The following is a 21716-nucleotide window of genomic DNA, read 5'->3' on the forward strand; positions in this document are numbered from 1 at the left end:
TGAATTATTTCTAGAAATGTCTAAAAATTGTTTAGGAAAAATCATACTTGGCGTCTCTGTCTCGATGCTTTTACCATTAGTCGCTTTGAACTCCTTACATTTAAATGCTCATTCACCTGATCTGCTTTCTAAAAATATGCCTAATGCTACCCTGGGAGAAAGTTGGTGGAGGGAAGGTGTATCCTTAAAGGTTCATATGTTGTTTAGAGAAGATCTTGCTTGGCATGCATTATCGAAAAATCAGCAAGAATCATTTATAAGCACACTATATGGCGTTCCTCCTCTCTATCCAGATGGCTATAAAAGTGGTTACCATAATGACCCAAAAACTTACAATGAAAAAAATGATTATCCATATATTCGCACACTTGCTTCAACTCTATGGCAAGCCCTAAAAGATGCAGCAGATATAGATGAGGTTGTGCAACAAATTTTAGCTTTACAAAACAACCTTAGCAACCATCACGCCGAAATTATTCTTGCATGGATAAAGCTTTATGAGCTCGCACCCGCAGAACATAGACATTTGATTTTTCAATCCCTTCAAAACATCAAGCAAAACAAAGTGTTATTTAAGGAATCGTGGATGCATATGGATAAAATTATAGAAGTGTATGCAAATCTCTATAAAAATAAACCCGACACAAACTTAGCGCAAATAGCAAAAATACTCGAACGTGCTAAAGCATTACCAGAATTTATAGTTTATGGAAGTCACCCCCTCAATATCCCCACGAACTTAGAATCCTTTTTCCACGCAAACCAACAAGTTGATAAAATACTTGAGAGTAATCATGAGTGGTTAGAAACCTCCATTCAAGAACAGGTAACCCTGTTTATTCTCATGAACAGAACTTTTCCAGGTCACCCAAGAGGAGGGTACGTTAATAATGTTTTTGAAGATATTAAGCTATGGGCAGAAATATATAAACATACGAATAATAAACAAAGAAAACTCATATTCACACAACTTCAAACTGTTAGACCTGTAGATTCTCAAGAAAAGCTCAGCGTAAAAGTAGGCACTCAAGATGTGTATTACTTTAGTGATTTCAGAGAAGCGAATGAACGTAGCGGGAGAATTACTAATGCTGTAAAAAGCTACCTAGATTTTTGCAAAGACCCTAGCCTTTCTCACGCTAGAAAAGAGGTTGCAATAGAACAGATTGGAGATTTACCTAATATATTTAAATTTTGTGGCCATGATCTTGAGAAGTTCACAGCCTTCTTAGAGATATGGTGGAAAACCAATCGAAACCAAACGTCCGGGCTTGATGGATTAAGTATCAGTCAAATCAATTTATTTTATTCACTTTCAAACGGACCTCAACTATTGGATATCTGGTTCAAGCTAGATCCCAATACAAGAACTGAGGTTGATGGGGATATCAAGATTCTTATCAATGACTTTGGGATAGTGTCAGAAGAGCTGGTGAAATTCATACTTAACAATCCCCTTGAAAAAGCAAAAGCACTTCTTAAAGATCTAATATTTTTAAATAAACATATTGGGAAAGATGCCTATCTAAAATGGATTGCAGTTTATGAAAATAATACTATCACAGAACAAGACCGCCCTGGATTTCTTGATCAACTGCTAAAACTCTCTAAGGAATTTCGCGTCTCTTTTGATATATGGCTAGACATATATCAAAAATATGGCCCTAAAGGTTCTGAACCCATAATGAATGATATGATTGAGATGTTTAAAGGTCACAAAGAGTTATATCTTCCTGACGCATTAGAGGTATGGAGAAACATAGATTTGGATAAAAAAAGCGCAATTAAAGCTAATATGATTATATTTATGAAATATTGCTCCAAAGCTGATAATTCAAAATCCCCCCACTACATCCTTAAAAGCTGGTCAAAAGTAAATTCACAAACGCAAACAAAAATACTTCCTTTTATAAAGGAAGTGTTAGTTTTACAAGAAAGCTTAGAGGTCTGGGAAATTGATCGACTCATTCACGAGTCTGAATCTAAACTTTCAGACAACAATACATTAAAAGAAAATATAATCAGAGTTATGCGCTTTATGAAAGATAAGTTGCAAAATAAACCAGATGTTTTACGCATAATACAAATTCTTCAAAAAACATCTCCGGAATTCGCCACAAATATTTTACTAAAAATTGAACCACTTAGAGAAAGATTTCTAGAAGTAGAGTTCTTAAGCATACTTGAAATCATGAGTCAGCATGAAACTATATTTTATAGCATTATAGAACCTGTGTTTAAAAAACTTGAAGCCTTTAAAATTGAAGATATAACCACACACGCTATCATAGACACAATATTAGAAGAAATTATCATAAAAATGAGCGGAGAAAAAGTTGAAAAAACAATTTGGGATAATCTTACTCTGGAGAAAAAAGAACATATTATCGCCCTAGAAACTTTAAATAAAGGCGAATCGACTTATAGAACGGCAGTTCTGACAAAAGAACGACAATATAGTATAAAACTAGCGTTTTCTCACAGAGCTTTCGATGAGTTAAAACAGCTATCTCTTAAGATTGAGAAGTTAAACGTCTGGAAATTATTATTAGAAGTTTTTGAGTTAATGGAAAGTACAAAACACACAGCAGAAATGAAACTTAAAGACACTGGCATGGAACCATTAACCTATCAAGAACGAGAAAGCCTAGACACAATAGCCCAGCATGGACCTTCTTATAGCAGAAGCGAAAAAATACTTAAAAGACTTCTAGCTGATGGCAATGTGTCAAATATGAAAACAGTTAGTAAGGCGCTTAGAGATATATTCGACGAAACAATGCGCATGCGTCAGTAATTTTTGACCTCATACCCCATAATGGTGTATATTATTTATCATCACCTTAACCTGTAGAAATGCGACAAAAGTACCTACCATTCTTTGTAATTTTTGGCATTATCTCAGGTGGAGTTTTTGAATATGCCTCAAGACATTTCGCCACAACACGACCGAAAGATGTGGAAAATATTACTGTAAAGCCAGCGTTGTTACCGCAAGAAGAGTTTGTAACAACACCTGTAGATTTGGTGACATCAAAAACCATCTCAGTGAAAGGTCCGAGACATCTTAGAAATGCTCTATATTTTTTCACACCTCAACAAGTTAAAGAATTTACGCGCTTTCTCAGCAAAATGAATGTTAATCCTAGAGAAGGGCATAAGCTGTTTTTCTCAGTGAAACAACATGGTGAAGATATGCAGGTTGAGACACTGCACTATTACCTCAAAGATTACTACTTAGATATAAAAATAAAGGACAAAAAATTCACTGCTTCAAAAGCGATGCTAAAACGAGAAATGAAGTGCATATCTGGCTACGTTGTAAATTCATTTTACAACTCAGCTGTTCACATTGGCACACCTTCATCTGTCATCGCAGAATGCGTCTCTGGCCTTAAGCAAAATCACACAACTTTCAAAAAAGGCTCTCCATTTAAAATTATTTACGATGTGGTCAAAATGCCAAACGGGTATGAAACACGTCCATCTTTGCGATATATTGAGTGCCAGATGAAAGGCGCACCCTTAAAGCTCTATTACTTTGAGCAAAAATCAGGCTATAAAGGTTTTTTTGATGAAAAAGGTGTATTATTCAGACAAAATAGCTTTCAAAGGCCTTTAAAATCTCGCGTTGCACGCATCAGCTCAGGATTTGGTTGGCGCATCCACCCTATTACAGGCTTGCGTACGTTCCATAAGGGTATTGATTACAATATCTCTAGAGGATCTGATATTATCGCTGCTGCACCAGGTCGCGTCATCTTTGCCTCTTGGAATGGCGGATATGGGCGTGTTGTTGATATTGCGCATGGAAATGGTTACATCACACGTTATGCGCATATGAGCAAAATTCTGGTTAAAAGAGGTCAATTTGTAGACACACACGCAACTATTGGAAAAGTTGGGAGCTCTGGTTTAGCAACAGGCGCGCATTTACACTTTGAAATTCGGAAAAATAACCAACCTCTTGATCCAAAAAAAGAAGTTTACTTGCTACGTCCCAGGCTCTATGGTGTAGATTATAAGAACTTCTCTCACTTAAAACGCATGATACATGAAAGTATACATGCTTGAGGCGAATTCGCTATAATGAACATAATACATGAATAATCCTAAAATGCATGTTTGACACTTTCTCGCAAAAAATTAGTAAGCTGTTTGACAAGATAACAAAACGCGGCCTTCTTACACAAGAAAGTGTGAATACAGCGCTCAGAGAAATACGTATTGCCCTGTTGGAAGCCGATGTTGCCTTACCCGTCATTAAAACTTTCTTAAAAGCGGTTGGCGATAAAGCTGTTGATCAAAAGATTATCAAAAGCGTTTCCGCTTCAGATATGATGATCAAAATCATTCATGATGAGCTTGTTCATACATTAGGTAAAAAAAATAAACCTATTAAGAAAGGTAATATTCTACTTGTAGGCCTACAAGGCGCAGGCAAAACAACTACAGCAGGTAAATTAGCTCATCGTTTAAGTAAAAATACCTTACTTGTTTCTCTCGACGTATACCGTCCTGCCGCACAAGAACAGTTGAAACAAGTTGGCGAACAACATGGATTTGAGGTCTTTCCAATTGGTCAGACTAATATCAAAGAGATCTACAAAAGCGCACTACAGTATAGTAAAGCCAAAAAATTTGATTATGTTATTTTTGACACCGCAGGCCGTCTACATATTGATGACGAAATGATGGAAGAATTAAAAATAATTGAAAAAGAGATTAATCCGGCTGAAACACTTCTGGTTGTTGACTCTATGATTGGTCAAGACGCAGCGAATATGGCTAAAACATTCAAGGATAACATTGGATTGACAGGTATAATTCTTACACGTACGGATGGTGATGCTAAGGGTGGTGCGGCACTATCTATGAATATCATCACAGATTGCCCAATTCGTTATATTGGAACTGGTGAAAAAATCGATGCCCTGGAAGAGTTTGATCCTGAGCGCATTGCATCGCGCATTCTCGATATGGGAGACATTGTTAGCCTTGTAGAACAAGCAGAAAAATTCGCTGACGATGCAGAAAATGAGAAAGTCTCTAAAAATCTAGAGAAAGGTAAATTCGATCTTGATGATATGATGACTTACCTCAAACAAATGGATTCTATGGGCGGATTGGGATCGCTTATGAAAATGATGCCAGGTGCGATGGCACAAGGACAATTGCAAGGCCAGTCGATAGATGATAAACTTTTAAAAAAGCAAGTTGCAATTATTTGCTCGATGACCCCCAAAGAGCGTAAAAATTACAAAATTTTGGGTGGATCCAGAAAGAAAAGAATTGCGCAAGGCGCAGGTGTCACAGCAGCTGATGTAAACAAGCTGGTTAAACAATATGAACATGTTCGTCAAATGATGAAACAGTTTGGGTTGTTTGGCAAAAGTGAAAACAGCGGCGCTTTAGGCGGCTTAAAAAGTATGTTTGGACTGTAAAGAAGGAGAAAAATATGGCACTAAAAATTCGTTTAACACGAGGTGGCGCAAAAAAGAAACCATTTTACCGCATCGTTGTGGCAGAAAACACAAGCCCACGTGATGGTAAATTCGTAGAGCGTATTGGAACGTACAACCCAATGGTTGGTAAAGATCACAAAGAGCGCTATGTAATTAAGGAAGATCGCGCAAAGCACTGGATGTCTGTAGGTGCAAAACCAACAGAGCGTGTAGCGAAGATCTTTGGTCAACTTAAAATTTCAGATGCGCCAGAAATTCCTGAGCGCCCAAAAAAATCTCAACCTAAAGGGAAAAAATAAGACGTCGCGTCATAAGAGGTCAACATGAAGTGGACAGAAATTGAAGATATCGCCATTTTGCTGGATGAGAAATTTCCTGAGGTTGACATTCTTAGTATCCGCTTTACAGACCTGTGGCAATGGGTGCAAGATCTTCCTGGTTTTGAAGATGACCCTCAAAAATCCAATGAACGTATTTTAGAAGCTATTCAAATGGCATGGCTAGAAGAGCGAAAATACAATGAGCAAGCTTAGTGTTTTTCCAGACAGTCGTCATGGCGAGGCACGAAGTGCCGCGGCCATCTATACTGGATCACCACGGCGCTACGCGCCTCGTGATGACGCCCCATCCCAAGGACACTGCTTATGACTCTAGCCTTTTGCATTTTCAGAAATAAACTATATGTAGCAACCTCTACACAATCATATGCTGTTGAACTAGATAATGAACAAGATGTTTATAAACATCTGCCCGCTGAAAAATATGACGGGGTTGTTACACCTGGCGGCCCCTACCCATTCACTCGAATGCGTATTTTTATTTCAACAGCTTATGGGTATGCTCAAGGCTATGGCATTCCTTGTCATCTCATCAAGCGTTTTGACTTTTTAGGCTTTGTGTTTCCTAATTATTTTTTAGCCCTTGAAACGCGTCGTGGGGATTTTTTCACCTATCACCAGGACTTAGGCGAGGCGATTATGTCAGAGCAAGATGTGCGTAAATATGCTGAGAAATATAAAGAGACTTTTGCATCAGATGCAGATATATTTCAGGATATGTCTGGACAGGTTACATTTAATCTGGCAGAAAAACTTTTAGCGTATTATCCTATTGCGAAAGCTGAGGAGAAAATTCTGAAAGAACCATATTATATGTTAACGCCGGAGTATAAAAAGACAAATCGTCTCTCTTAAATTAAAATCTCCTAGATTAACACGTCCCTAACTATTTTCTCTTCTGACGTTTTTTTGATTTTGGTTGAATGTTTTGCGCAATGTATTTTTGAAAATGAACTCTATTACCGTCTTGCAAAAAATTCTCTACTGATTTTCGGTAGGAGTGATAGTCTAGCGATTTCAAACTTTTACCACAATATTTTGACAACAAGTTCCTTAAGAGTTTGCGGGCATATCGCCCATTTCCATCTTTAAAAGGATGTAGCTTTACAACCTCTAAATGCACATTAGCCGCTTCCTTAACACATTCTATCTTCTGAGTCTTAGTAACAAAATCCTTTCCGATACTTAATAAATCATTTTCAATGTTTTTAACAGGCTTATCAAATATATGGAAGTTTGCCCTAATAACTCTCTCTATTTCTTTATACTTTTCTTCTGAAACATAAGGCTTTAAGTTTCCATCTAGATAAAGCGTCAATAAAACATCTGGGACTGTTGTTCCACTAGGAAATTCTATATCTTTTTTAATTGCATATAAAATATCTTCCAACCCTTCAACAAAAGCAAAACATCTCGGGTTAAAAAGCTCTTGCCCTTTGCTTGAATACACAGAGCTTGTTCTATACTGCATATAACCTTCGCCACACGAAGGATCTGGATGCCCCATTAAATCTGAAGAAGAACAGCTTTCATCCGCTTGAATGGGAGTCAATAAAGCCACTGTAGATATAGCAAGAAAAGCAGTGAGAGTCTTTATAACCTTAAGCTCTGCGCTTGCAAAAACTATTGACAAACTTAAAAATAACATAGATGATATAAATTCTTATTGGAATAAATTCAGTATACACAAGAGACAAAAATTATGTCAAAAATAAAAACAGCGCTCTGTTAATTATTCTGCAAGAAGCTACGTAGCGGCTTGGAACGATTAGGGTGCTTTAATTTCCTCAACGCTTTTGCCTCAATCTGTCTAATACGCTCACGTGTCACAGAAAACTGCGTTCCCACTTCTTCTAACGTATGATCTGTAGTCATACCAATACCAAATCTCATACGTAATACACGCTCCTCACGCGGCGTAAGCGAGGACAATACTTTAGTCGTAGTTTCCTTTAAGTTAGAGTGCATTGCTGATTCAATTGGCAAAATCGCATTCTTATCTTCAATAAACTCACCAAGATGTGAATCTTCTTCATCACCAATTGGCGTTTCTAGACTCACAGGCTCCTTGGCAATTTTCATGACTTTTCTAACCTTTTCAATTGGCATCATTAGCTTCTCTGACAATTCCTCGGGCGTAGGTTCGCGTCCTGTTTGATGCATAATCTGCCTTGAAGTACGCACTAACTTGTTGATTGTTTCAATCATATGTACAGGAATACGAATTGTTCTTGCTTGATCCGCAATCGAACGGGTAATCGCCTGACGGATCCACCACGTTGCATATGTGGAAAACTTATAACCACGACGATATTCAAACTTGTCCACAGCTTTCATTAAGCCGATATTCCCCTCTTGAATCAAATCTAAGAACTGCAAACCACGATTGTTGTATTTTTTTGCAATAGAAATTACCAAACGCAAGTTCGCTTCAATCATTTCTTTCTTTGCCCGCTCCTTGTCGCGCTCACCTCTTTGAAGGGAATGTACAATTTTTCTAAATTCTACGATAGAAATATTATACTCATCTTGAATTCTCTGCGCTTGTTCTTGTAAACCATTAATTAAAACTTCATGCTCTTCTAATAAACGTTTCCAACGGAAGTCGTTTAGAGCCTTCAAGTCTTCAAGCCAAACTTTATCATATAAGACATTTTCGCCAAAGTTTTTGAGAAATACCTCACGCCCAATACCAATTGTTTCTGCTGGGCCGACCAATTCTCGCTCAAACTTATTAAGGGGCTGCACTTCTTCAGCATGCATCGCAAGAAGTGTAGCCATCTTTTCTGCATTGATTGATAAAGCATCAAAGTTTTGTCGAATTTCTTCTATTAACATCTCATCTTCTTCTTGCATCGCATTGATCTTTTCATACAGCTCAATGTGTTTTGCTAAAGCATTTAGAACGCTTGCTTTTAATTCCGTATTATCACTCACAAATTCATCTTCATCATCAAAATCATTTTCACTGCTTGAATCTGTTGTTGTAACAATGTCTTTCAGAACAAACTTTCCTTCTGAAAGATTTTCATGCCAGATCTTTGCCATTTTATATGTCAATGGACTTTTACTAATCCACGTCAATACTTGAATCTTCCCTGACTCAATGCGTTTTGCGATTTCAATTTCCCCATCGCGTGATAAAAGCTCAATATTACCCATTTCGCGTAAATAGATGCGTACAGGATCATCAGCATGACCAGCCGCAACACCTTCATCACGGACTTCTATCTCTTCGTGAAAATCTAGACTATCTTCTGATGAGCTGCCTTCTTCTGTGTTGTCACTTTCTTCCACTTCATCACTATCGATGATATAAATACCCATGTCTGTAATTAAATTCATCGTATCATCGATTTGATCCGATGTTAGTTGATCGTGTGGCAAAGCGTCATTAATCTCATCATAAGTTACATAACCTCGCCTTTTACCTTTAACGATAAGTTGCTTAACACTTGGATGTAATTTGCTTGTCTCTAACAAGTTATCTTCTTCTTCGGAGTCATACACTCCATCTATATCTGTGTATAGTTTCGAAGCCTTGTTATTTGACATCTTTTTTTTCGCCATTATGATCTCCCAGCATAAATTAAAAAAAGAGGTGCTTTTTTAAAACACCACTCTATTCTATAGTAGCAAAGCTAAAATCAGTCTCCAAATTTTGAATAAATTTTAATGCATTATTCTGTAAAAAATGTCAATTTTTTAGCGGATTTTGCCCTAGGTTTTTCTTTAACGTATTTATAGGGTGAATTATTGTAGTTGCCAAGAGAAAATCACATATATCTTAAATAATTTAGAAAACTTAAAAGTCCTAGTAAGCAAGAAACCCATAAAAACACGCGCTCCAGCCCATACAAACCACCAGAAAAAACCGAAAGAAAAATAAGAAAAAGTGTAATAATTTGAAACACCGTCTTAAATTTTCCAAAAATATCAACGCGCATTTTATAAAATTGACGCAACCCTGAGATTGCAAAATCCCTAAATAATATAAGAAAGACAGGGATCAAATCTACATTCTTCATCCACTTCAAAATAGCCATCATCAAAAATGTACTGATAACAAAAATCTTATCAGAGATTTGATCAAGCATAGCGCCAAATTTCGTTTCGCTCTTTAAAGAACGAGCCAAGTAACCATCTAAGACATCAGACACTGAGCCTATAACAAACAACCCAAATGCAATTTTTAAACCCTCTTGTGTTCTCTGATACATAAAATACAGCATAAATGGCAGTATCAGAATTCTCAATAGAGAAATAAGATTTGGAACACTCGAAATAGAGCTGTTAGGTAAACTGACTTTTTTCAAACATGACTTTAATTGTGTCCCTTCGTTATTTAACAAAATATTAACAATCGAATCAACTTTGCTCGTTATTCTGAGCATAGCAAAAAAATCTCCTCGCAGTCGAACTTAGGAAGAGCCTTCAACCTAAAGAGCTCAGGATGACAGAGAACTGGCTTTACAAAAATTTAAATTAAATTTATAATAAAAATAAGGATGATTCTTATAATAACGGATGGAAACCCAAACAAAAAGCGTCCTTTTTCCTTTTATCTTAGCTTTAGTCGTAGGTTCGCTCATAAATATTGGCATTGATGCTATTCCATTAGATGACACCGATATCCCGGCGCAAGGATATCATGCTACTGTTGTATTTACGGAAGATTATTCAGCCACAACAGGTGCGGCTTATGCAGGTTTCTTGTTATTGAAGGGACTAGTGTATGTAGGAAGTTTTTACTTATTTCTAAAAATCTGGCAGATTCTTTAAGCTTCAGAATTTTGGTTTGCAAAAATTCTGCATGTCTGTGGATCATTTATTTCAGACAAAAAGTGCTCAACAGAATGAAACTTTATAAGTGTTGGGGCTAGCCTGTCTAACACCCCACCCCATACAAAAAATCCACCTTTTTCTAGATATTTCAAAAACGCTGCTTTGTAAATATCTGACCATTCAAAAGAATTACTTAGATGAATATTAGCCGCTTTCATTTAAAATTTATGTTGGGGTTCCATGTTCTCATCATATCATGTAAGCTACAATTTGAAAAAGTACTTTCAAAAAAATATGTTTTTTTTCTTATTCTCAGTTGTCCTACAACCTGATCAAACACCAAAAAAACCTTTGCAAGAATTATTGGAGCGAGATGGATACAAAAAAGACAAAGACTCGCTTAAATCTTATACACAAGAAAAATGGATTCGACCACCTGGAACAGAGCGCGCACATCTTCAAGAAAAAACGATCCATAGTATAAATAGGGATTTTATACTCGCAAAACTCAATGCACTCAACATGCTTGATCGAGTTATGCCATCCAAAACGCAATACACTTACATTATTTTTCATGGAGCTTATGCAACAACCATGGAAAACAGGATTTCCTTTTTTAAAAATACACTCCCTAATATTCAGTACAAACAAGTTGTGTTTTTGACAGGCGCAAGACTTTTAGATCCAGTAAAAGAGCCGTCTTTTATAGCTTTAGGATTTCAAACAGAGTATCACGTCGCTAGATATCTCATGAAAAAGCATAAGTTTCATAATGTATGTGTGATAAATGCTAAAGGCAAGAATGGCGCGCGCCCCAATACCGCTGACACCGTACAAGCGTGGCTTGAAACCAGTCCGCAACCAGGTACAATCTTGGCTATTTCCAATAACCCGTATATCCAAAGACAGGACTTAATACTTAAAACACTTCTTGGTAACAAGTTTCAGGTTGAAACTGTGGGAGAAGCGGCACTTTCCGATATAAAAATTTCTGTATTATTGGATGAGCTTGCACGACTCATTTTCACAGAGCTTCAATCAAAAAACTTTTGACTATAATTATGAGAACGGTCACACAAACTTACCAAAATAATCGCAGTTAAATTTGCGATAAACCCAGGCAAAAGTTCGTATAATTGAAAAATTTCATATTCTTTATAAATACTGCTTAGCCACATCCAAATAAATATTGTCGCTGTTCCAACAACCATCCCAGAAATTGCGCCGCGCGCTGTCATGCGTTTCCAGAATAAGGAAAGCAAGATTATAGGACCAAATGAAGAACCGAGCCCCGCCCATGCATGCCCTACAAGCGACAAAACAGAATTTTTTGTATCATCCCAAGCAAAATAAACCGCGATCACCGATACTACGAATACGGCTAAACGCCCTATCCAAATAAGCTCATTTGGTGTTGCCTCTTTTTTACGAGTAAAGTGATAGATATCTTCCGCAAATGCACTCGACGCTAAAATTAAAAGCGCAGCAACTGTACTCATAACGCTTGATAACGCTGCCGCTATAAGCACACCTTCAATCCAAGGATTTGCTAAAGCTTTGCTAAGCGACATAAAGACAGCTTCCGGGTTTGCTAACGGCGCTCCCGCAAAATACACTCGACCCAAAAACCCAACCAAAAACGCTCCAACTAAACACAAAATCATCCAAGTCATACAAATCCAACGTGCTTTTTTTATTTCCGTTTTGTTTTTAGCAGCCATAAATCGCACAAGAAGATGTGGTTGACCAAAATATCCCAACCCCCAAGATAACGAAGAAACAAGACTAACTATAGAAACGTCATGATATATATCAAAATAGCCAGGGCCTATTTGTTGAATTAAGCTACCTGTTCCTCCAATAGAAAACAGCGTAACTAAAGGAAGAAACAGCATAGCAAATAACATTAATGTGCCTTGAAACACATCTACCCAGTTTACAGCCAAAAAACCGCCTATTCCTGCGTAAATTACAATAACAGGTACGCTAATAAATAACGCCATCTTATAAGATATTCCAAAGGATGTTTGAAATAATAATGCACAAGACACAAAACTCGATGAACTATAAAGTGTAAAAAATATCAGTATAATTACAGCGGTCACTAGACGCAATAATCGATGATTTTGCGAAAAACGAGCCTCTAAGTATGTTGGAATTGTAAGCGCATTGTTCGCTTTGATTGTAAATTCATGTAAACGATGCGCGACCAGCTTCCAATTTAAATACGCACCTATACATAGTCCTATTGGGATCCATAAACTTTGTAGTCCTACAGCATAAGCCGCGCCCGGGATACCCAACATCAAAAAACCACTCATATCAGACGCGCCTACACCAAGGGCTGTCACGATAGAGTTCAATTTACGGCCACCCAAAATATAATCCGACATACTTTTGGTAGATTTATAGCCCAAATACCCAATATAAAAAATGATCAAAAAATACAAAATAACTGTAATTGTAAGCTGCATAAAATGTCTAGACATACTAACATTATTGCATTGTAGCACAAAACCAATGGCTCTGACCTTATGCAACAATTGATCTCAAGATATTAAAGCAAAAGAAAGTGTGATTTTATTCTTTCAAGTGATTTAAAAATGCAAATTGAATATGCCAAAATACCCTATTGGAGCCTTGCATCTTTTCTAATGAATACCAACCTACTAAAAACAGTTTTTATGTTTCTTGCTATAAGTTTGCTATGCAATGTGTATTTTTATTTTAAGCTGCCAAGCGCCTCATCTTCCCAAATGATTGCGCATAACGCTTTTGATAAGATGACGCAACAAGTTAGGCGCCAAATGCAAACCTATCCTCAAAAACTACACACTAAGACATGGGATTATAAAATCGCTGTAAAAGATTTATCTGTTCAGGTTGGAAGCTTAACAAAACTAAGTATGCAGTTGGAAAATGAGCGAGATGCATATCGCAAATCTGATCAAGCCATTAAAGACGAGATAGCAGATGAGCTTGCTGATTTACTTTCTCTGGCACTTTTTATTGCACATGAGTTAAAAATTGATATCATGAAAGCATGGGAAAATATGCTGAAAGCAGATGAAGAGAAGTTTATTAAGAACACTCGTTAGAAACGCTGTCATGGCGAGCGTAGCATAGCCATCCATATGGATCACCACGGCGCTTCGCGCCTCGTGATGACAGCTACACTGATTTTGTCCAAAAATAAGCTTGGTATGCCCAAGTTTTCTCTAAACCTAATTTTTGACATACACCTAACGCCATAGCATCACACATCAAATAAGATGCAACTTGCTCATAACCTCTTTGTCGCATTTCATTTAAGGCATACATGCGCAAAGAACCGCTAAACCCTCGCCTTCTGTACTCTTTTAATGTTGCGCCATCCAGAAACGACACAAGATGAGACGTTACCGCAACACTAATAACAGCCGCAGGCTTTTCATTCACATAACCAATATACCGCTTTATTGGCGCATCTTCACCAAACCCCAAGTAAAAATTCATCTTTTTATATGCATCCTGAGCTTTTTGAGGCATATTGAAGACCGTTCCTACAACTTTCATCCAATCCTCTAACACAGCCTCACTATCAACGGGTCTTATTTGCAAATTCTGAGGCAGAACCTGCGGAACTGTATAGTTAGTTGAACCAAGGACAACTTGCGTTGAACCATGCGACTGAAAACCCTTGTTAAGCAAGGCCTTTTGTAGCTCTAACTCATAATCTTCTGCATACCACACAAAACCGGGAATTGGCTTATTCTTAAAGAAATCAATTTCTCTTTGAATAGATGTATTAATATTTTGTTGATATTGACTAAAAATAACCCCGTTCATATTCAGAAGCGGCACGCCTGAATAAACACGAAGCACGCCATCTTCTTGCGACCAATGAGCACTTCGCACAATACCTGCCTCCGCAAATAACTTATGCATATCTTGAAAATGTGTTTTCAAAATTGCATGTGGTGAGGCATGTTGCTTAAGTGCATGCATAGACCGCACTCCATCTAAACTACTTACGCGCTTATTTTAATGGTTTTTGTGAATATATGCAATACGGTAAAAATACGGAATAAAAATACTCTAAAAAAACATGTTGCATTATATCTGGTTACATTTCACCAAAGGCTTCATAGCTTCCCAAAACAAAATAAATTCATCCAACATAACTGTTATAAGATCAGAAGTTTTGTATTTTTCTTTATCTGCATGAGTTCGTGCAATCAATTCATCAATCGCTTGAATGGTAATATTCACCTTCTCCAATCTTTTCATTTCTGTTTTGTAAAATTGCCCCACTTGAAAATCTTCCGAATCAGGCAACTCTTTCATACAACGTTTAACTGCTGCTCGAAAACGATATGCAACGGTAAGCAGATTAAAAATATTTTTCATTTTCACTATCCTCGAATTCTAAAGTTATAATATCATTAGTGTAATTTTTGCCCATTTGGAACTTTTGAATCAATTGTTGCTAAGCATATAGCATTATTCTCATCAGAAAAACCAACTAGCAAAAACTGCGAGATAAATCCTGCTATATTTCTTTCACCTAAATTGACACAACCTATAACGGAGCGACCAATGAGAGATTCTGGCGTATAATGAATAGTAACTTGCGCAGATGTCTGCAATACGCCTATTTCATCACCAAAATCTACCCATACTTTAAATGCGGGATTTTTAGCTCTTGGAAACATTTCTGCTTTTACAACTGTTCCAGAACGCAATTCAACTTGCGCAAATTCTTCATAGCTAATTTTTTTCATTTCTACTTTTCCTTATTTTTGTCCAATTCCACCATGGTGTTTTCTCCCCCGTTTTCGCTTCATGAATAATTGCTGCGAACACATCCCACATACACGGATCATGTCTCTTGCCTGTAATTTTACAAAGGCGCTTGTACATTTCATCAGGATCTTGTTGTGCTAACTGCTTAATATTTATAATTCCTAAAATCATCAAATCCTCTAAAACCGCTTTACCTACATTCATGAGGCTCAACAATTCACTCTTCATTACGCTTCTCGCTCAACAAAGCGTGTAAGAGTCAACATCACAATACTGGTAACAAAAAAATACAATGGCATCAAAACAACAGATCCATTATGCAAATAACCCAATCCAAACGTAAATAATGAAATAATCGTATAATAAAAAAAACCAAACAAACTGGATGCTGTACCCATGCACCATTGATAATCTTTTAAGGCCACAGCTAACGCCTCAGAAGTTGTCATGCAAATCCCTAAACTTATAAAGACTTGTCCAAATAATATGGCCGCAACTAAAACAGAATGCGTTAAAGTGAACGAAGCAACCAACACCATGAGGCTGCCTGCAAAAATGACAGAGCTGCCGAATAAGACATTATTATTTTCAGGCCATTTTTTTGCAATCAGCCCTCCTAAAACTGACCCTATCGCGGTTAAAAAGAAGCTTTTTCCATATTGCGTTTCGCTTAAACCTAAAGTTTCAATTAAAACAAAAGGGCCTTCTGCGAAATAGCCAAAAGTTATGCCATGAGCCAATCCAACTAAGCTCCCATAAATCAAAACCCTTTTGTCTTTCACTAAATGCAAAATCACCTCAAAAATAGGATGAGATTTTTTATTAAGCGCGTTAAGCGTTTCTGGCAAATAAAGCGTGATCATGATCTGCAATAATATGCCACATATGATAAGCAACAAAAATACATAAGACCAGTGAAAATATTGTGTAATAGCTCCACCGATAATCGGTCCAAGTGCTGGAAATACAGCAAGCCCTGCTCCAATTGCTGCATATACTTTCAATAAGCGCGTCCCCTTAAAAGAATCTCGCGCAACCACTTGCGCCAAAACACTTCCAACACTTCCTCCAAAGGCTTGAACTGCTCTGCTAAGCATAAGGAATGAAATAGATGAGGACATATAACATCCAAAACATCCTATCAAATAGACAAAAAACCCTAATAGTAAACAAGGCTTTCTCCCTAGTTTGTCAGATAATTTGCCCCAATATAATACACCTAGAGCAAAAAACCCTAGATAAATTGTCAGGGTATATTCTACAGCAGATGCCGATGTTTTGAGCGCTTGTGCAATTTCAGGTAAAGCAGGTGTGTATAATGACTCTGAAAAAAGCGGAAGTCCGCAAATGAATAAGATTAACCATATGGAAGGTAAAGTCATACATGCTAAATATTTTTTCTTTATGTTACTGAGATTTCATTTTTGCATCAAGCTTAAAGAGAATACTACAAATACAATGCAGACTCATGACGACCATTGTTACCGTCCTTCTTTTAAACTACAATTAAAATGGCGACACAATAGCATTCTGTCAGCATCTTGACTCTAAGCGAAACAAAGAGCGAGGATCTTGATGAGTTTGCAAAAAAAAGATTCCTCGCCTTTGGCTCAGGAACGGAGATTATAATGATTGAAAAATTAAGAAATATTGCCATCATTGCACACGTTGATCATGGCAAAACCACACTTGTAGATAAACTGCTGCAACAAACCAGCAGCTTGAATGCAAAATCTGCGAACATTGAGCGCGTTATGGACTCAAACGATTTGGAAAAAGAGCGCGGGATTACTATTTTAGCTAAAAACACTGCTATTGAATGGAATGGCTATCGCATTAATATCGTAGATACACCAGGGCACGCTGACTTTGGTGGCGAGGTTGAACGCATCCTCTCCATGGTGGATTCTGTTTTACTTTTGGTTGATGCAGTTGACGGTCCTATGCCGCAAACACGCTTTGTGACCCAAAAAGCTTTTGAAAAAGGACTAAAACCAATTGTGGTTGTAAATAAAATTGACCGCCCAGGTGCCCGACCTGAATGGGTTATAGACCAAGTATTTGATTTATTCGATCGCTTAGGCGCTACAGAAGAGCAGTTAGATTTTCCTGTCATTTATGCTTCTGCTTTAAATGGATATGCTATCAAAAAGCTAGGTGATGAACAGAAAGATCTTACACCTCTTCTTGAAGCAGTTATTGCGCATGTTCCTGTTCCGCCAGCAACGCTCAATGGACCATTGCAATTACAAATCAGCGCACTGGATTATTCAAGCTATGTAGGCGTAATAGGAATCGGAAGAATCACGCGTGGCATTATTAAGAAAAATATGCCCGTGTCCGTAATTGATCGAAATGGCGAAATACGCCAAGGAAAAGTCTTGCAAATTTGGACCTTCAAAGGTTTAGACAGAATAGAAACAGAATCTGCAGAAGCTGGTGACATTGTAGCGATTGCTGGAATTGACAAATTAACAATTTCTGACACCGTTTGTACATTTAAAGAAGCTGAAATGTTACCTCCATTAAAAGTTGATGAACCGACTATCAGCATGACCTTTCAAATCAACGATTCACCTTTTGTAAAAAAAGATGGTGAATTTGTAACAAGTCGTCAACTAAGAGATCGTTTGATGCAAGAAACGATTCATAATATCGCCTTGAGAGTAGAAGAAACTGGTGGAGGTGAAAAATTCCGTGTTTCAGGACGCGGAGAATTGCACCTAGGAATCTTAATTGAAACTATGAGACGTGAAGGATTTGAGCTAGCAGTTTCAAGACCTGAAGTAATCTTGAAAGATGTTGATGGAGAAAAACAAGAACCATATGAATTGTTAGTTGTTGATGTTGAAGAACAACATCAAGGCACAGTTATGAGGCAGTTAGGTGAACGACGCGCTGAGATGTTGCAAATGATCCATGATGGAAAAGGTCGAATACGTATGGACTTTATGATTGCTACACGTAGTTTGATTGGATTTCATAACATCTTTCAAACACAAACATCTGGAACAGGAATTTTGACACACGTATTCGATCATTATGGAAAAGCAGATCCTGCAAATGGAGGTCGCTCACGCATTGAAGGCGTACTAATTTCAAATATGAAAGGTAAAGCGACTGCATTTGCTTTGTTCAATTTACAACAACGTGGTAAATTTTTTACCAAACCACAAGATGAAGTTTATGAAGGTATGATTGTAGGTATCCACTCACGTGAAAATGATTTAGTCGTAAACCCAACTAAAGAAAAACAACTCAGCAATGTGCGGAATACAGGAAGCGAAGAAAATATGATCCTAGCACCACCAATTAAATTAACGCTTGAATATGCGCTTGAATTCATTGAAGATGATGAACTTGTGGAAGTAACGCCAAAAAATATTCGTTTACGTAAAAGATATTTAATGGAAAATGAGCGAAAGAAACATTCAAAATAACAGCTCATCAGCCTAAATTATCTACCGCAGAACCGCTAGCTTTGAATCTTGTTCCTATGCCTAAATTTACCTCTTCACATTTTGGAGGCATATTAAACCCTATCGCCCTAAAAACATCAACACATCTTGTGCAGCAATTATTCTGAGCCAGACTGTACTGTATAGAATTATCATCAAAATGCAACAAGAATTTTACCCAATCACTTCTAGCTTCAACTTCAGACTGTCCATAATTTTTCACAGCATAGCATTTTGCAAAATCAACTTTAGACTCTCTTTGTGGACCGGTGTCATAAAACCCTCTACTGTCAACAACTTGATGCCCTTTAGCAAAAACAACGTAACAATGCTCGAAGACTGGAGAAATTGGAAGCAATTCTCTGGATCTCTCTTGAATAGAGTGAGAGCCTAACATAGCTCTGAAACATTCCATAATACGAAAATCATTTATCTCGCTTGCATATAAAACATTCAAAACACCTATAAAAATCATTTCCGTGGTATCTCAAACAGCCCAATGATTCTACATTTAGAGTCATTATCAAAACAACCTGCATGTTGCGCTCCACTCTTATCAACGCCAGCAAGAACTAAGTGTAAATTGCCATTTGCTAGTTCGGCCGCACCCATATTTCGCTTAACAAGTTCTTCGAATGCAAGCATCTCACTAATTCCCATTCCTCTTTGTTCTAAAAAACTTACAACAGGCGCTGCAAAATAAAACCAACCATGCTCTATTGGGATAGACGCCTTTTCAGGATATGGGAAAAATGCAGAACTCGCATTTATAAATAACAAAATATACATCTTAATCCTCTCTTTGAATTGCTTTATGTTTAAAACTACCATCTTTTTATTAAGCTATCAATATACTTCTAGCGATGAACTTGTGGAAATAACACCAAAAGATATTTAAGGGAAAATGAGCGAAAGAAGCATTCAAAATAATAGCTCTATACTTTCCTATTAAATGAAAACCACCTAAAAAATCACTGGTATGTTTTTGTAATAGTCTATGCTAACAATAAATTATAGTATACTTTAACCCCTAAAATGTTCTTTCAGCTTCATACTGCTCAGCCTCAGCAACAACAAATAGTACACCAGGTTATAACACACCTTAATCGATCTCAGGATAAATTACGAGATAACAAAAAAATGTTTCTTGAGGGTTCGGAAAAAATAGCTGCAGCATTAGGTTTTATTTTTTCACATTATGGACTCAATCAAAGTGAACTCAATAAAACAATGCACATTATTAACGCCGTTATCTCATGTGCATTCCCACTAGTTCACACACTTTATGCATTAAAAGTTGCTCACAATGCCAATCGTTTTGATAGATTTATTGCTCTTGACTTAATATCATCAATCTTAGTTCTAGGCTCTGGAATAACCTCTATTATTGCAGCAACAGAAACTGGAGATTTAAAAACAGAGCACTATGCAATTATTGGATTAACAGCTTCTAGCGCACTTGTGCATTGGATTTTTGAAAGAGTGTGCCATACACACTATAGAGAAACTCTTCACAGTTAGGACGCAATAAACTTCTCAACCACCTGATCCACCCAAATATTCCTTTGTTGAATCGGGCGCGTTAAAACAATCCCTTCCAAAGACGTACAACGGCTCAACGCCACATAAACTTGCCCGGGAGAAAATGCCCCATGCTCAAGATCCAGCAGGACTTTATCAAAGGTTTTGCCTTGGCTTTTGTGAATTGTCATCGCCCAAGCTAACATCATAGGAAATTGCTTGAATCTCCCGATAGGAGCTGCGTCAATGCGCCCATCTTCCAAAATAAATTTGGTGATTTCCCACGTATGTTGTTTCACATCATAAAACTCGCCATTGTCTAACTTCACTTGAATTGCTTTGGGCTGAATGCGCATCACCGTGCCCATTGTGCCATTTGTCCAGCGTTTGTTAGCATCATTATTTGTCATCATAACGCGCGCACCCTCTTTCAATTGCAATTCAAAAGGTGCGGGATAATATTCTTTGCCGAACTTTCCCTTGATCTCTGCTTCAAACGAATGCGTTCTAGCTTTGAGTTGATTTAACATATGTTCGTTCACTTCTGTAGCTTTTTGGTTTCTAGGTGTGAGATAAATATAAGGATTATCTGGCGTAACTCTAAAATCCAAATCTAATCTTTGATTTACCAAGCGTAAATCTTCACTTGAACACTGCCCACCTCTAATAGAATTCAATAAATCAATAAATTTCTGATCTTGTTGACGGTAAATTTTGTCTAACTCAACTTTTTCAAATGCCACATCTTGAAACGCACCTGCAGAAAAAAAGTATGGGCTTTTATAGTAATTTTCAAAAAGATGTCGCTCCATATGCGGTACAACCGGGGGCAATTGATACATATCTCCAAAAAAGATCAGCTGCACACCGCCAAACGGCAGCTTTGGATCTCGACCATTTAAACGCATAGATCTATCAATGCAATCTAAAAGATCTGCACGCACCATAGAAATTTCATCAATCACCATTGCATCAATTTTCTTATAGATATTTTCAGATGGCTTGCCTGTATATCGACGCACCGTATTGAGTGTCGTTGATGGCTGAAACTTAAAAAAAGAGTGGATCGTTTGCCCTCCAATATTCACAGCTGCTACACCTGTTGGCGCTAATAACACTATGTTCTTACTGGTATGCTCTTTGAAATGCTTAAGCAAGGTAGATTTCCCTGTGCCAGCTTTCCCTGTGATAAAAACATTTTCATTGCCCTGTTCCATCAATTGCATGGCTTTTTCAAAAGCAGGGGTGATTTCTATAGACATATGTAATTATTATTTAGGTGATATTGTAATTGTATAACAGTCACTGCTTTGAATAAAGTAAAACTTCATTTATAGCAAAACACGTCATGGCGAGATTTTCAT

At 37.3% G+C, this 21716-nt stretch carries 24 protein-coding genes; 11 read left to right on the plus strand and 13 right to left on the minus strand.

Annotated elements, in window-relative coordinates; genetic code table 11:
- Positions 1 to 196 precede the first annotated feature (196 nt).
- From H6850_00580 to H6850_00605, 6 genes are all read left to right on the plus strand, one after another.
- Positions 197 to 2797 (plus strand): hypothetical protein, encoded by a 2601-nt coding sequence (locus H6850_00580; GenBank protein ID USO02481.1) that lies wholly within the window; start codon positions 197 to 199, stop codon positions 2795 to 2797.
- A 59-nt stretch (positions 2798 to 2856) separates the two neighbouring features.
- Complete coding sequence (locus H6850_00585) at positions 2857 to 4074, plus strand: M23 family metallopeptidase (protein USO02482.1); 1218 nt, start codon at positions 2857 to 2859, stop codon at positions 4072 to 4074.
- Between the two features lie 47 nt (positions 4075 to 4121).
- Positions 4122 to 5444 (plus strand): signal recognition particle protein, encoded by a 1323-nt coding sequence (gene ffh, locus H6850_00590; protein USO02483.1) that lies wholly within the window; start codon positions 4122 to 4124, stop codon positions 5442 to 5444.
- Between the two features lie 14 nt (positions 5445 to 5458).
- Complete coding sequence (gene rpsP / locus H6850_00595; protein ID USO02484.1) at positions 5459 to 5764, plus strand: 30S ribosomal protein S16; 306 nt, start codon at positions 5459 to 5461, stop codon at positions 5762 to 5764.
- 24 nt (positions 5765 to 5788) lie between these two features.
- Positions 5789 to 5998: a Fe-S cluster assembly protein IscX gene (iscX, locus tag H6850_00600; protein USO02485.1), complete on the plus strand. Its 210-nt coding sequence runs from the start codon at positions 5789 to 5791 to the stop codon at positions 5996 to 5998.
- 111 nt (positions 5999 to 6109) lie between these two features.
- Positions 6110 to 6658: a hypothetical protein gene (locus H6850_00605; GenBank protein USO02486.1), complete on the plus strand. Its 549-nt coding sequence runs from the start codon at positions 6110 to 6112 to the stop codon at positions 6656 to 6658.
- 31 nt (positions 6659 to 6689) lie between these two features.
- On the opposite strand, the gene H6850_00610 is transcribed toward H6850_00605, so the two are convergent.
- The 3 genes from H6850_00610 to H6850_00620 all read right to left on the minus strand — a co-directional run bounded on the left by H6850_00610 (position 6690) and on the right by H6850_00620 (position 10197).
- On the minus strand, positions 6690 to 7451 hold the full coding sequence (locus tag H6850_00610; GenBank protein ID USO02487.1) for a Fic family protein: 762 nt from the start codon (positions 7449 to 7451) through the stop codon (positions 6690 to 6692).
- 80 nt (positions 7452 to 7531) lie between these two features.
- The gene (rpoD, locus tag H6850_00615) at positions 7532 to 9373 is read right to left on the minus strand and encodes an RNA polymerase sigma factor RpoD (protein USO02488.1); all 1842 of its coding nucleotides are present in this window, start codon (positions 9371 to 9373) and stop codon (positions 7532 to 7534) included.
- A gap of 206 nt (positions 9374 to 9579) precedes the next feature.
- Positions 9580 to 10197 carry a CDP-alcohol phosphatidyltransferase family protein gene (locus H6850_00620; GenBank protein USO02489.1) on the minus strand — a complete coding sequence of 206 codons (618 nt, stop codon included), beginning with the start codon at positions 10195 to 10197 and terminating at the stop codon, positions 9580 to 9582.
- 133 nt (positions 10198 to 10330) lie between these two features.
- Here H6850_00620 and H6850_00625 point away from each other — a divergent pair, with 133 nt between their 5' ends.
- Positions 10331 to 10585 carry a hypothetical protein gene (locus H6850_00625; GenBank protein USO02490.1) on the plus strand — a complete coding sequence of 85 codons (255 nt, stop codon included), beginning with the start codon at positions 10331 to 10333 and terminating at the stop codon, positions 10583 to 10585.
- On the opposite strand, the gene H6850_00630 is transcribed toward H6850_00625, so the two are convergent.
- A complete protein-coding gene (locus H6850_00630; protein ID USO02491.1) occupies positions 10582 to 10806 on the minus strand; it encodes a hypothetical protein in 225 nt (74 codons plus the stop codon). The genes H6850_00625 and H6850_00630 overlap by 4 nt on opposite strands.
- A gap of 76 nt (positions 10807 to 10882) precedes the next feature.
- Here H6850_00630 and H6850_00635 point away from each other — a divergent pair, with 76 nt between their 5' ends.
- Entirely contained in the window at positions 10883 to 11641 is a 759-nt protein-coding gene (locus tag H6850_00635; protein USO02492.1) for a hypothetical protein, read from the plus strand.
- On the opposite strand, the gene putP is transcribed toward H6850_00635, so the two are convergent.
- Positions 11623 to 13062: a sodium/proline symporter PutP gene (gene putP, locus H6850_00640; GenBank protein ID USO02807.1), complete on the minus strand. Its 1440-nt coding sequence runs from the start codon at positions 13060 to 13062 to the stop codon at positions 11623 to 11625. The genes H6850_00635 and putP overlap by 19 nt on opposite strands.
- Positions 13063 to 13242: 180 nt before the next feature.
- Between putP and H6850_00645 the strand changes: the two genes are divergently transcribed.
- Complete coding sequence (locus tag H6850_00645; GenBank protein ID USO02493.1) at positions 13243 to 13686, plus strand: hypothetical protein; 444 nt, start codon at positions 13243 to 13245, stop codon at positions 13684 to 13686.
- Between the two features lie 73 nt (positions 13687 to 13759).
- Here the strand turns inward: H6850_00645 and H6850_00650 are convergent, their stop codons facing one another.
- The 5 genes from H6850_00650 to H6850_00670 all read right to left on the minus strand — a co-directional run bounded on the left by H6850_00650 (position 13760) and on the right by H6850_00670 (position 16755).
- The gene (locus H6850_00650; GenBank protein ID USO02494.1) at positions 13760 to 14575 is read right to left on the minus strand and encodes a hypothetical protein; all 816 of its coding nucleotides are present in this window, start codon (positions 14573 to 14575) and stop codon (positions 13760 to 13762) included.
- A 108-nt stretch (positions 14576 to 14683) separates the two neighbouring features.
- Entirely contained in the window at positions 14684 to 14977 is a 294-nt protein-coding gene (locus tag H6850_00655; protein USO02495.1) for a hypothetical protein, read from the minus strand.
- Positions 14978 to 15012: 35 nt separating this feature from the next.
- Positions 15013 to 15351, minus strand: a complete 339-nt coding sequence (locus H6850_00660; GenBank protein USO02496.1) for a tRNA-binding protein — start codon at positions 15349 to 15351, stop codon at positions 15013 to 15015.
- Positions 15338 to 15601, minus strand: a complete 264-nt coding sequence (locus tag H6850_00665) for a Mitomycin resistance protein mcrB (GenBank protein USO02497.1) — start codon at positions 15599 to 15601, stop codon at positions 15338 to 15340. The genes H6850_00660 and H6850_00665 overlap by 14 nt, the downstream gene beginning before the upstream one ends.
- The gene (locus H6850_00670) at positions 15601 to 16755 is read right to left on the minus strand and encodes a multidrug effflux MFS transporter (protein ID USO02498.1); all 1155 of its coding nucleotides are present in this window, start codon (positions 16753 to 16755) and stop codon (positions 15601 to 15603) included. Before H6850_00670 ends, H6850_00665 begins: the two co-directional genes overlap by 1 nt.
- 246 nt (positions 16756 to 17001) lie before the next feature.
- On the opposite strand from H6850_00670, the gene typA reads away from it, so the two are divergent.
- Positions 17002 to 18813 carry a translational GTPase TypA gene (typA, locus tag H6850_00675; protein USO02499.1) on the plus strand — a complete coding sequence of 604 codons (1812 nt, stop codon included), beginning with the start codon at positions 17002 to 17004 and terminating at the stop codon, positions 18811 to 18813.
- Between the two features lie 7 nt (positions 18814 to 18820).
- On the opposite strand, the gene H6850_00680 is transcribed toward typA, so the two are convergent.
- The gene (locus tag H6850_00680) at positions 18821 to 19306 is read right to left on the minus strand and encodes a hypothetical protein (GenBank protein USO02500.1); all 486 of its coding nucleotides are present in this window, start codon (positions 19304 to 19306) and stop codon (positions 18821 to 18823) included.
- Positions 19303 to 19620 (minus strand): hypothetical protein, encoded by a 318-nt coding sequence (locus H6850_00685; protein ID USO02501.1) that lies wholly within the window; start codon positions 19618 to 19620, stop codon positions 19303 to 19305. The genes H6850_00680 and H6850_00685 overlap by 4 nt, the downstream gene beginning before the upstream one ends.
- A gap of 246 nt (positions 19621 to 19866) precedes the next feature.
- Between H6850_00685 and H6850_00690 the strand changes: the two genes are divergently transcribed.
- Positions 19867 to 20352, plus strand: coding sequence for a hypothetical protein (locus H6850_00690; GenBank protein ID USO02502.1), 486 nt, complete (start codon positions 19867 to 19869; stop codon positions 20350 to 20352).
- Here the strand turns inward: H6850_00690 and H6850_00695 are convergent.
- A complete protein-coding gene (locus H6850_00695) occupies positions 20349 to 21614 on the minus strand; it encodes an AAA family ATPase (protein USO02503.1) in 1266 nt (421 codons plus the stop codon). The genes H6850_00690 and H6850_00695 overlap by 4 nt on opposite strands.
- Between the last annotated feature and the right edge of the window lie 102 nt (positions 21615 to 21716).

The organism is Alphaproteobacteria bacterium (genome assembly GCA_023898745.1).
Taxonomy (GTDB): Bacteria; Pseudomonadota; Alphaproteobacteria.

Coding starts and splice junctions, on each gene's coding strand:
- H6850_00580 (USO02481.1), top strand. CDS start 197: ATGTTGTTTAGAGAAGATCTTGCTTGGCATGCATTATCGAAAAATCAG.
- H6850_00585 (USO02482.1), top strand. CDS start 2,857: ATGCGACAAAAGTACCTACCATTCTTTGTAATTTTTGGCATTATCTCA.
- ffh (USO02483.1), top strand. CDS start 4,122: ATGTTTGACACTTTCTCGCAAAAAATTAGTAAGCTGTTTGACAAGATA.
- rpsP (USO02484.1), top strand. CDS start 5,459: ATGGCACTAAAAATTCGTTTAACACGAGGTGGCGCAAAAAAGAAACCA.
- iscX (USO02485.1), top strand. CDS start 5,789: ATGAAGTGGACAGAAATTGAAGATATCGCCATTTTGCTGGATGAGAAA.
- H6850_00605 (USO02486.1), top strand. CDS start 6,110: ATGACTCTAGCCTTTTGCATTTTCAGAAATAAACTATATGTAGCAACC.
- H6850_00610 (USO02487.1), bottom strand. CDS start 7,451: ATGTTATTTTTAAGTTTGTCAATAGTTTTTGCAAGCGCAGAGCTTAAG.
- rpoD (USO02488.1), bottom strand. CDS start 9,373: ATGGCGAAAAAAAAGATGTCAAATAACAAGGCTTCGAAACTATACACA.
- H6850_00620 (USO02489.1), bottom strand. CDS start 10,197: ATGCTCAGAATAACGAGCAAAGTTGATTCGATTGTTAATATTTTGTTA.
- H6850_00625 (USO02490.1), top strand. CDS start 10,331: ATGGAAACCCAAACAAAAAGCGTCCTTTTTCCTTTTATCTTAGCTTTA.
- H6850_00630 (USO02491.1), bottom strand. CDS start 10,806: ATGAAAGCGGCTAATATTCATCTAAGTAATTCTTTTGAATGGTCAGAT.
- H6850_00635 (USO02492.1), top strand. CDS start 10,883: ATGTTTTTTTTCTTATTCTCAGTTGTCCTACAACCTGATCAAACACCA.
- putP (USO02807.1), bottom strand. CDS start 13,062: ATGCAGCTTACAATTACAGTTATTTTGTATTTTTTGATCATTTTTTAT.
- H6850_00645 (USO02493.1), top strand. CDS start 13,243: ATGAATACCAACCTACTAAAAACAGTTTTTATGTTTCTTGCTATAAGT.
- H6850_00650 (USO02494.1), bottom strand. CDS start 14,575: ATGCATGCACTTAAGCAACATGCCTCACCACATGCAATTTTGAAAACA.
- H6850_00655 (USO02495.1), bottom strand. CDS start 14,977: ATGAAAAATATTTTTAATCTGCTTACCGTTGCATATCGTTTTCGAGCA.
- H6850_00660 (USO02496.1), bottom strand. CDS start 15,351: ATGAAAAAAATTAGCTATGAAGAATTTGCGCAAGTTGAATTGCGTTCT.
- H6850_00665 (USO02497.1), bottom strand. CDS start 15,601: ATGAAGAGTGAATTGTTGAGCCTCATGAATGTAGGTAAAGCGGTTTTA.
- H6850_00670 (USO02498.1), bottom strand. CDS start 16,755: ATGACTTTACCTTCCATATGGTTAATCTTATTCATTTGCGGACTTCCG.
- typA (USO02499.1), top strand. CDS start 17,002: ATGATTGAAAAATTAAGAAATATTGCCATCATTGCACACGTTGATCAT.
- H6850_00680 (USO02500.1), bottom strand. CDS start 19,306: ATGATTTTTATAGGTGTTTTGAATGTTTTATATGCAAGCGAGATAAAT.
- H6850_00685 (USO02501.1), bottom strand. CDS start 19,620: ATGTATATTTTGTTATTTATAAATGCGAGTTCTGCATTTTTCCCATAT.
- H6850_00690 (USO02502.1), top strand. CDS start 19,867: ATGTTCTTTCAGCTTCATACTGCTCAGCCTCAGCAACAACAAATAGTA.
- H6850_00695 (USO02503.1), bottom strand. CDS start 21,614: ATGTCTATAGAAATCACCCCTGCTTTTGAAAAAGCCATGCAATTGATG.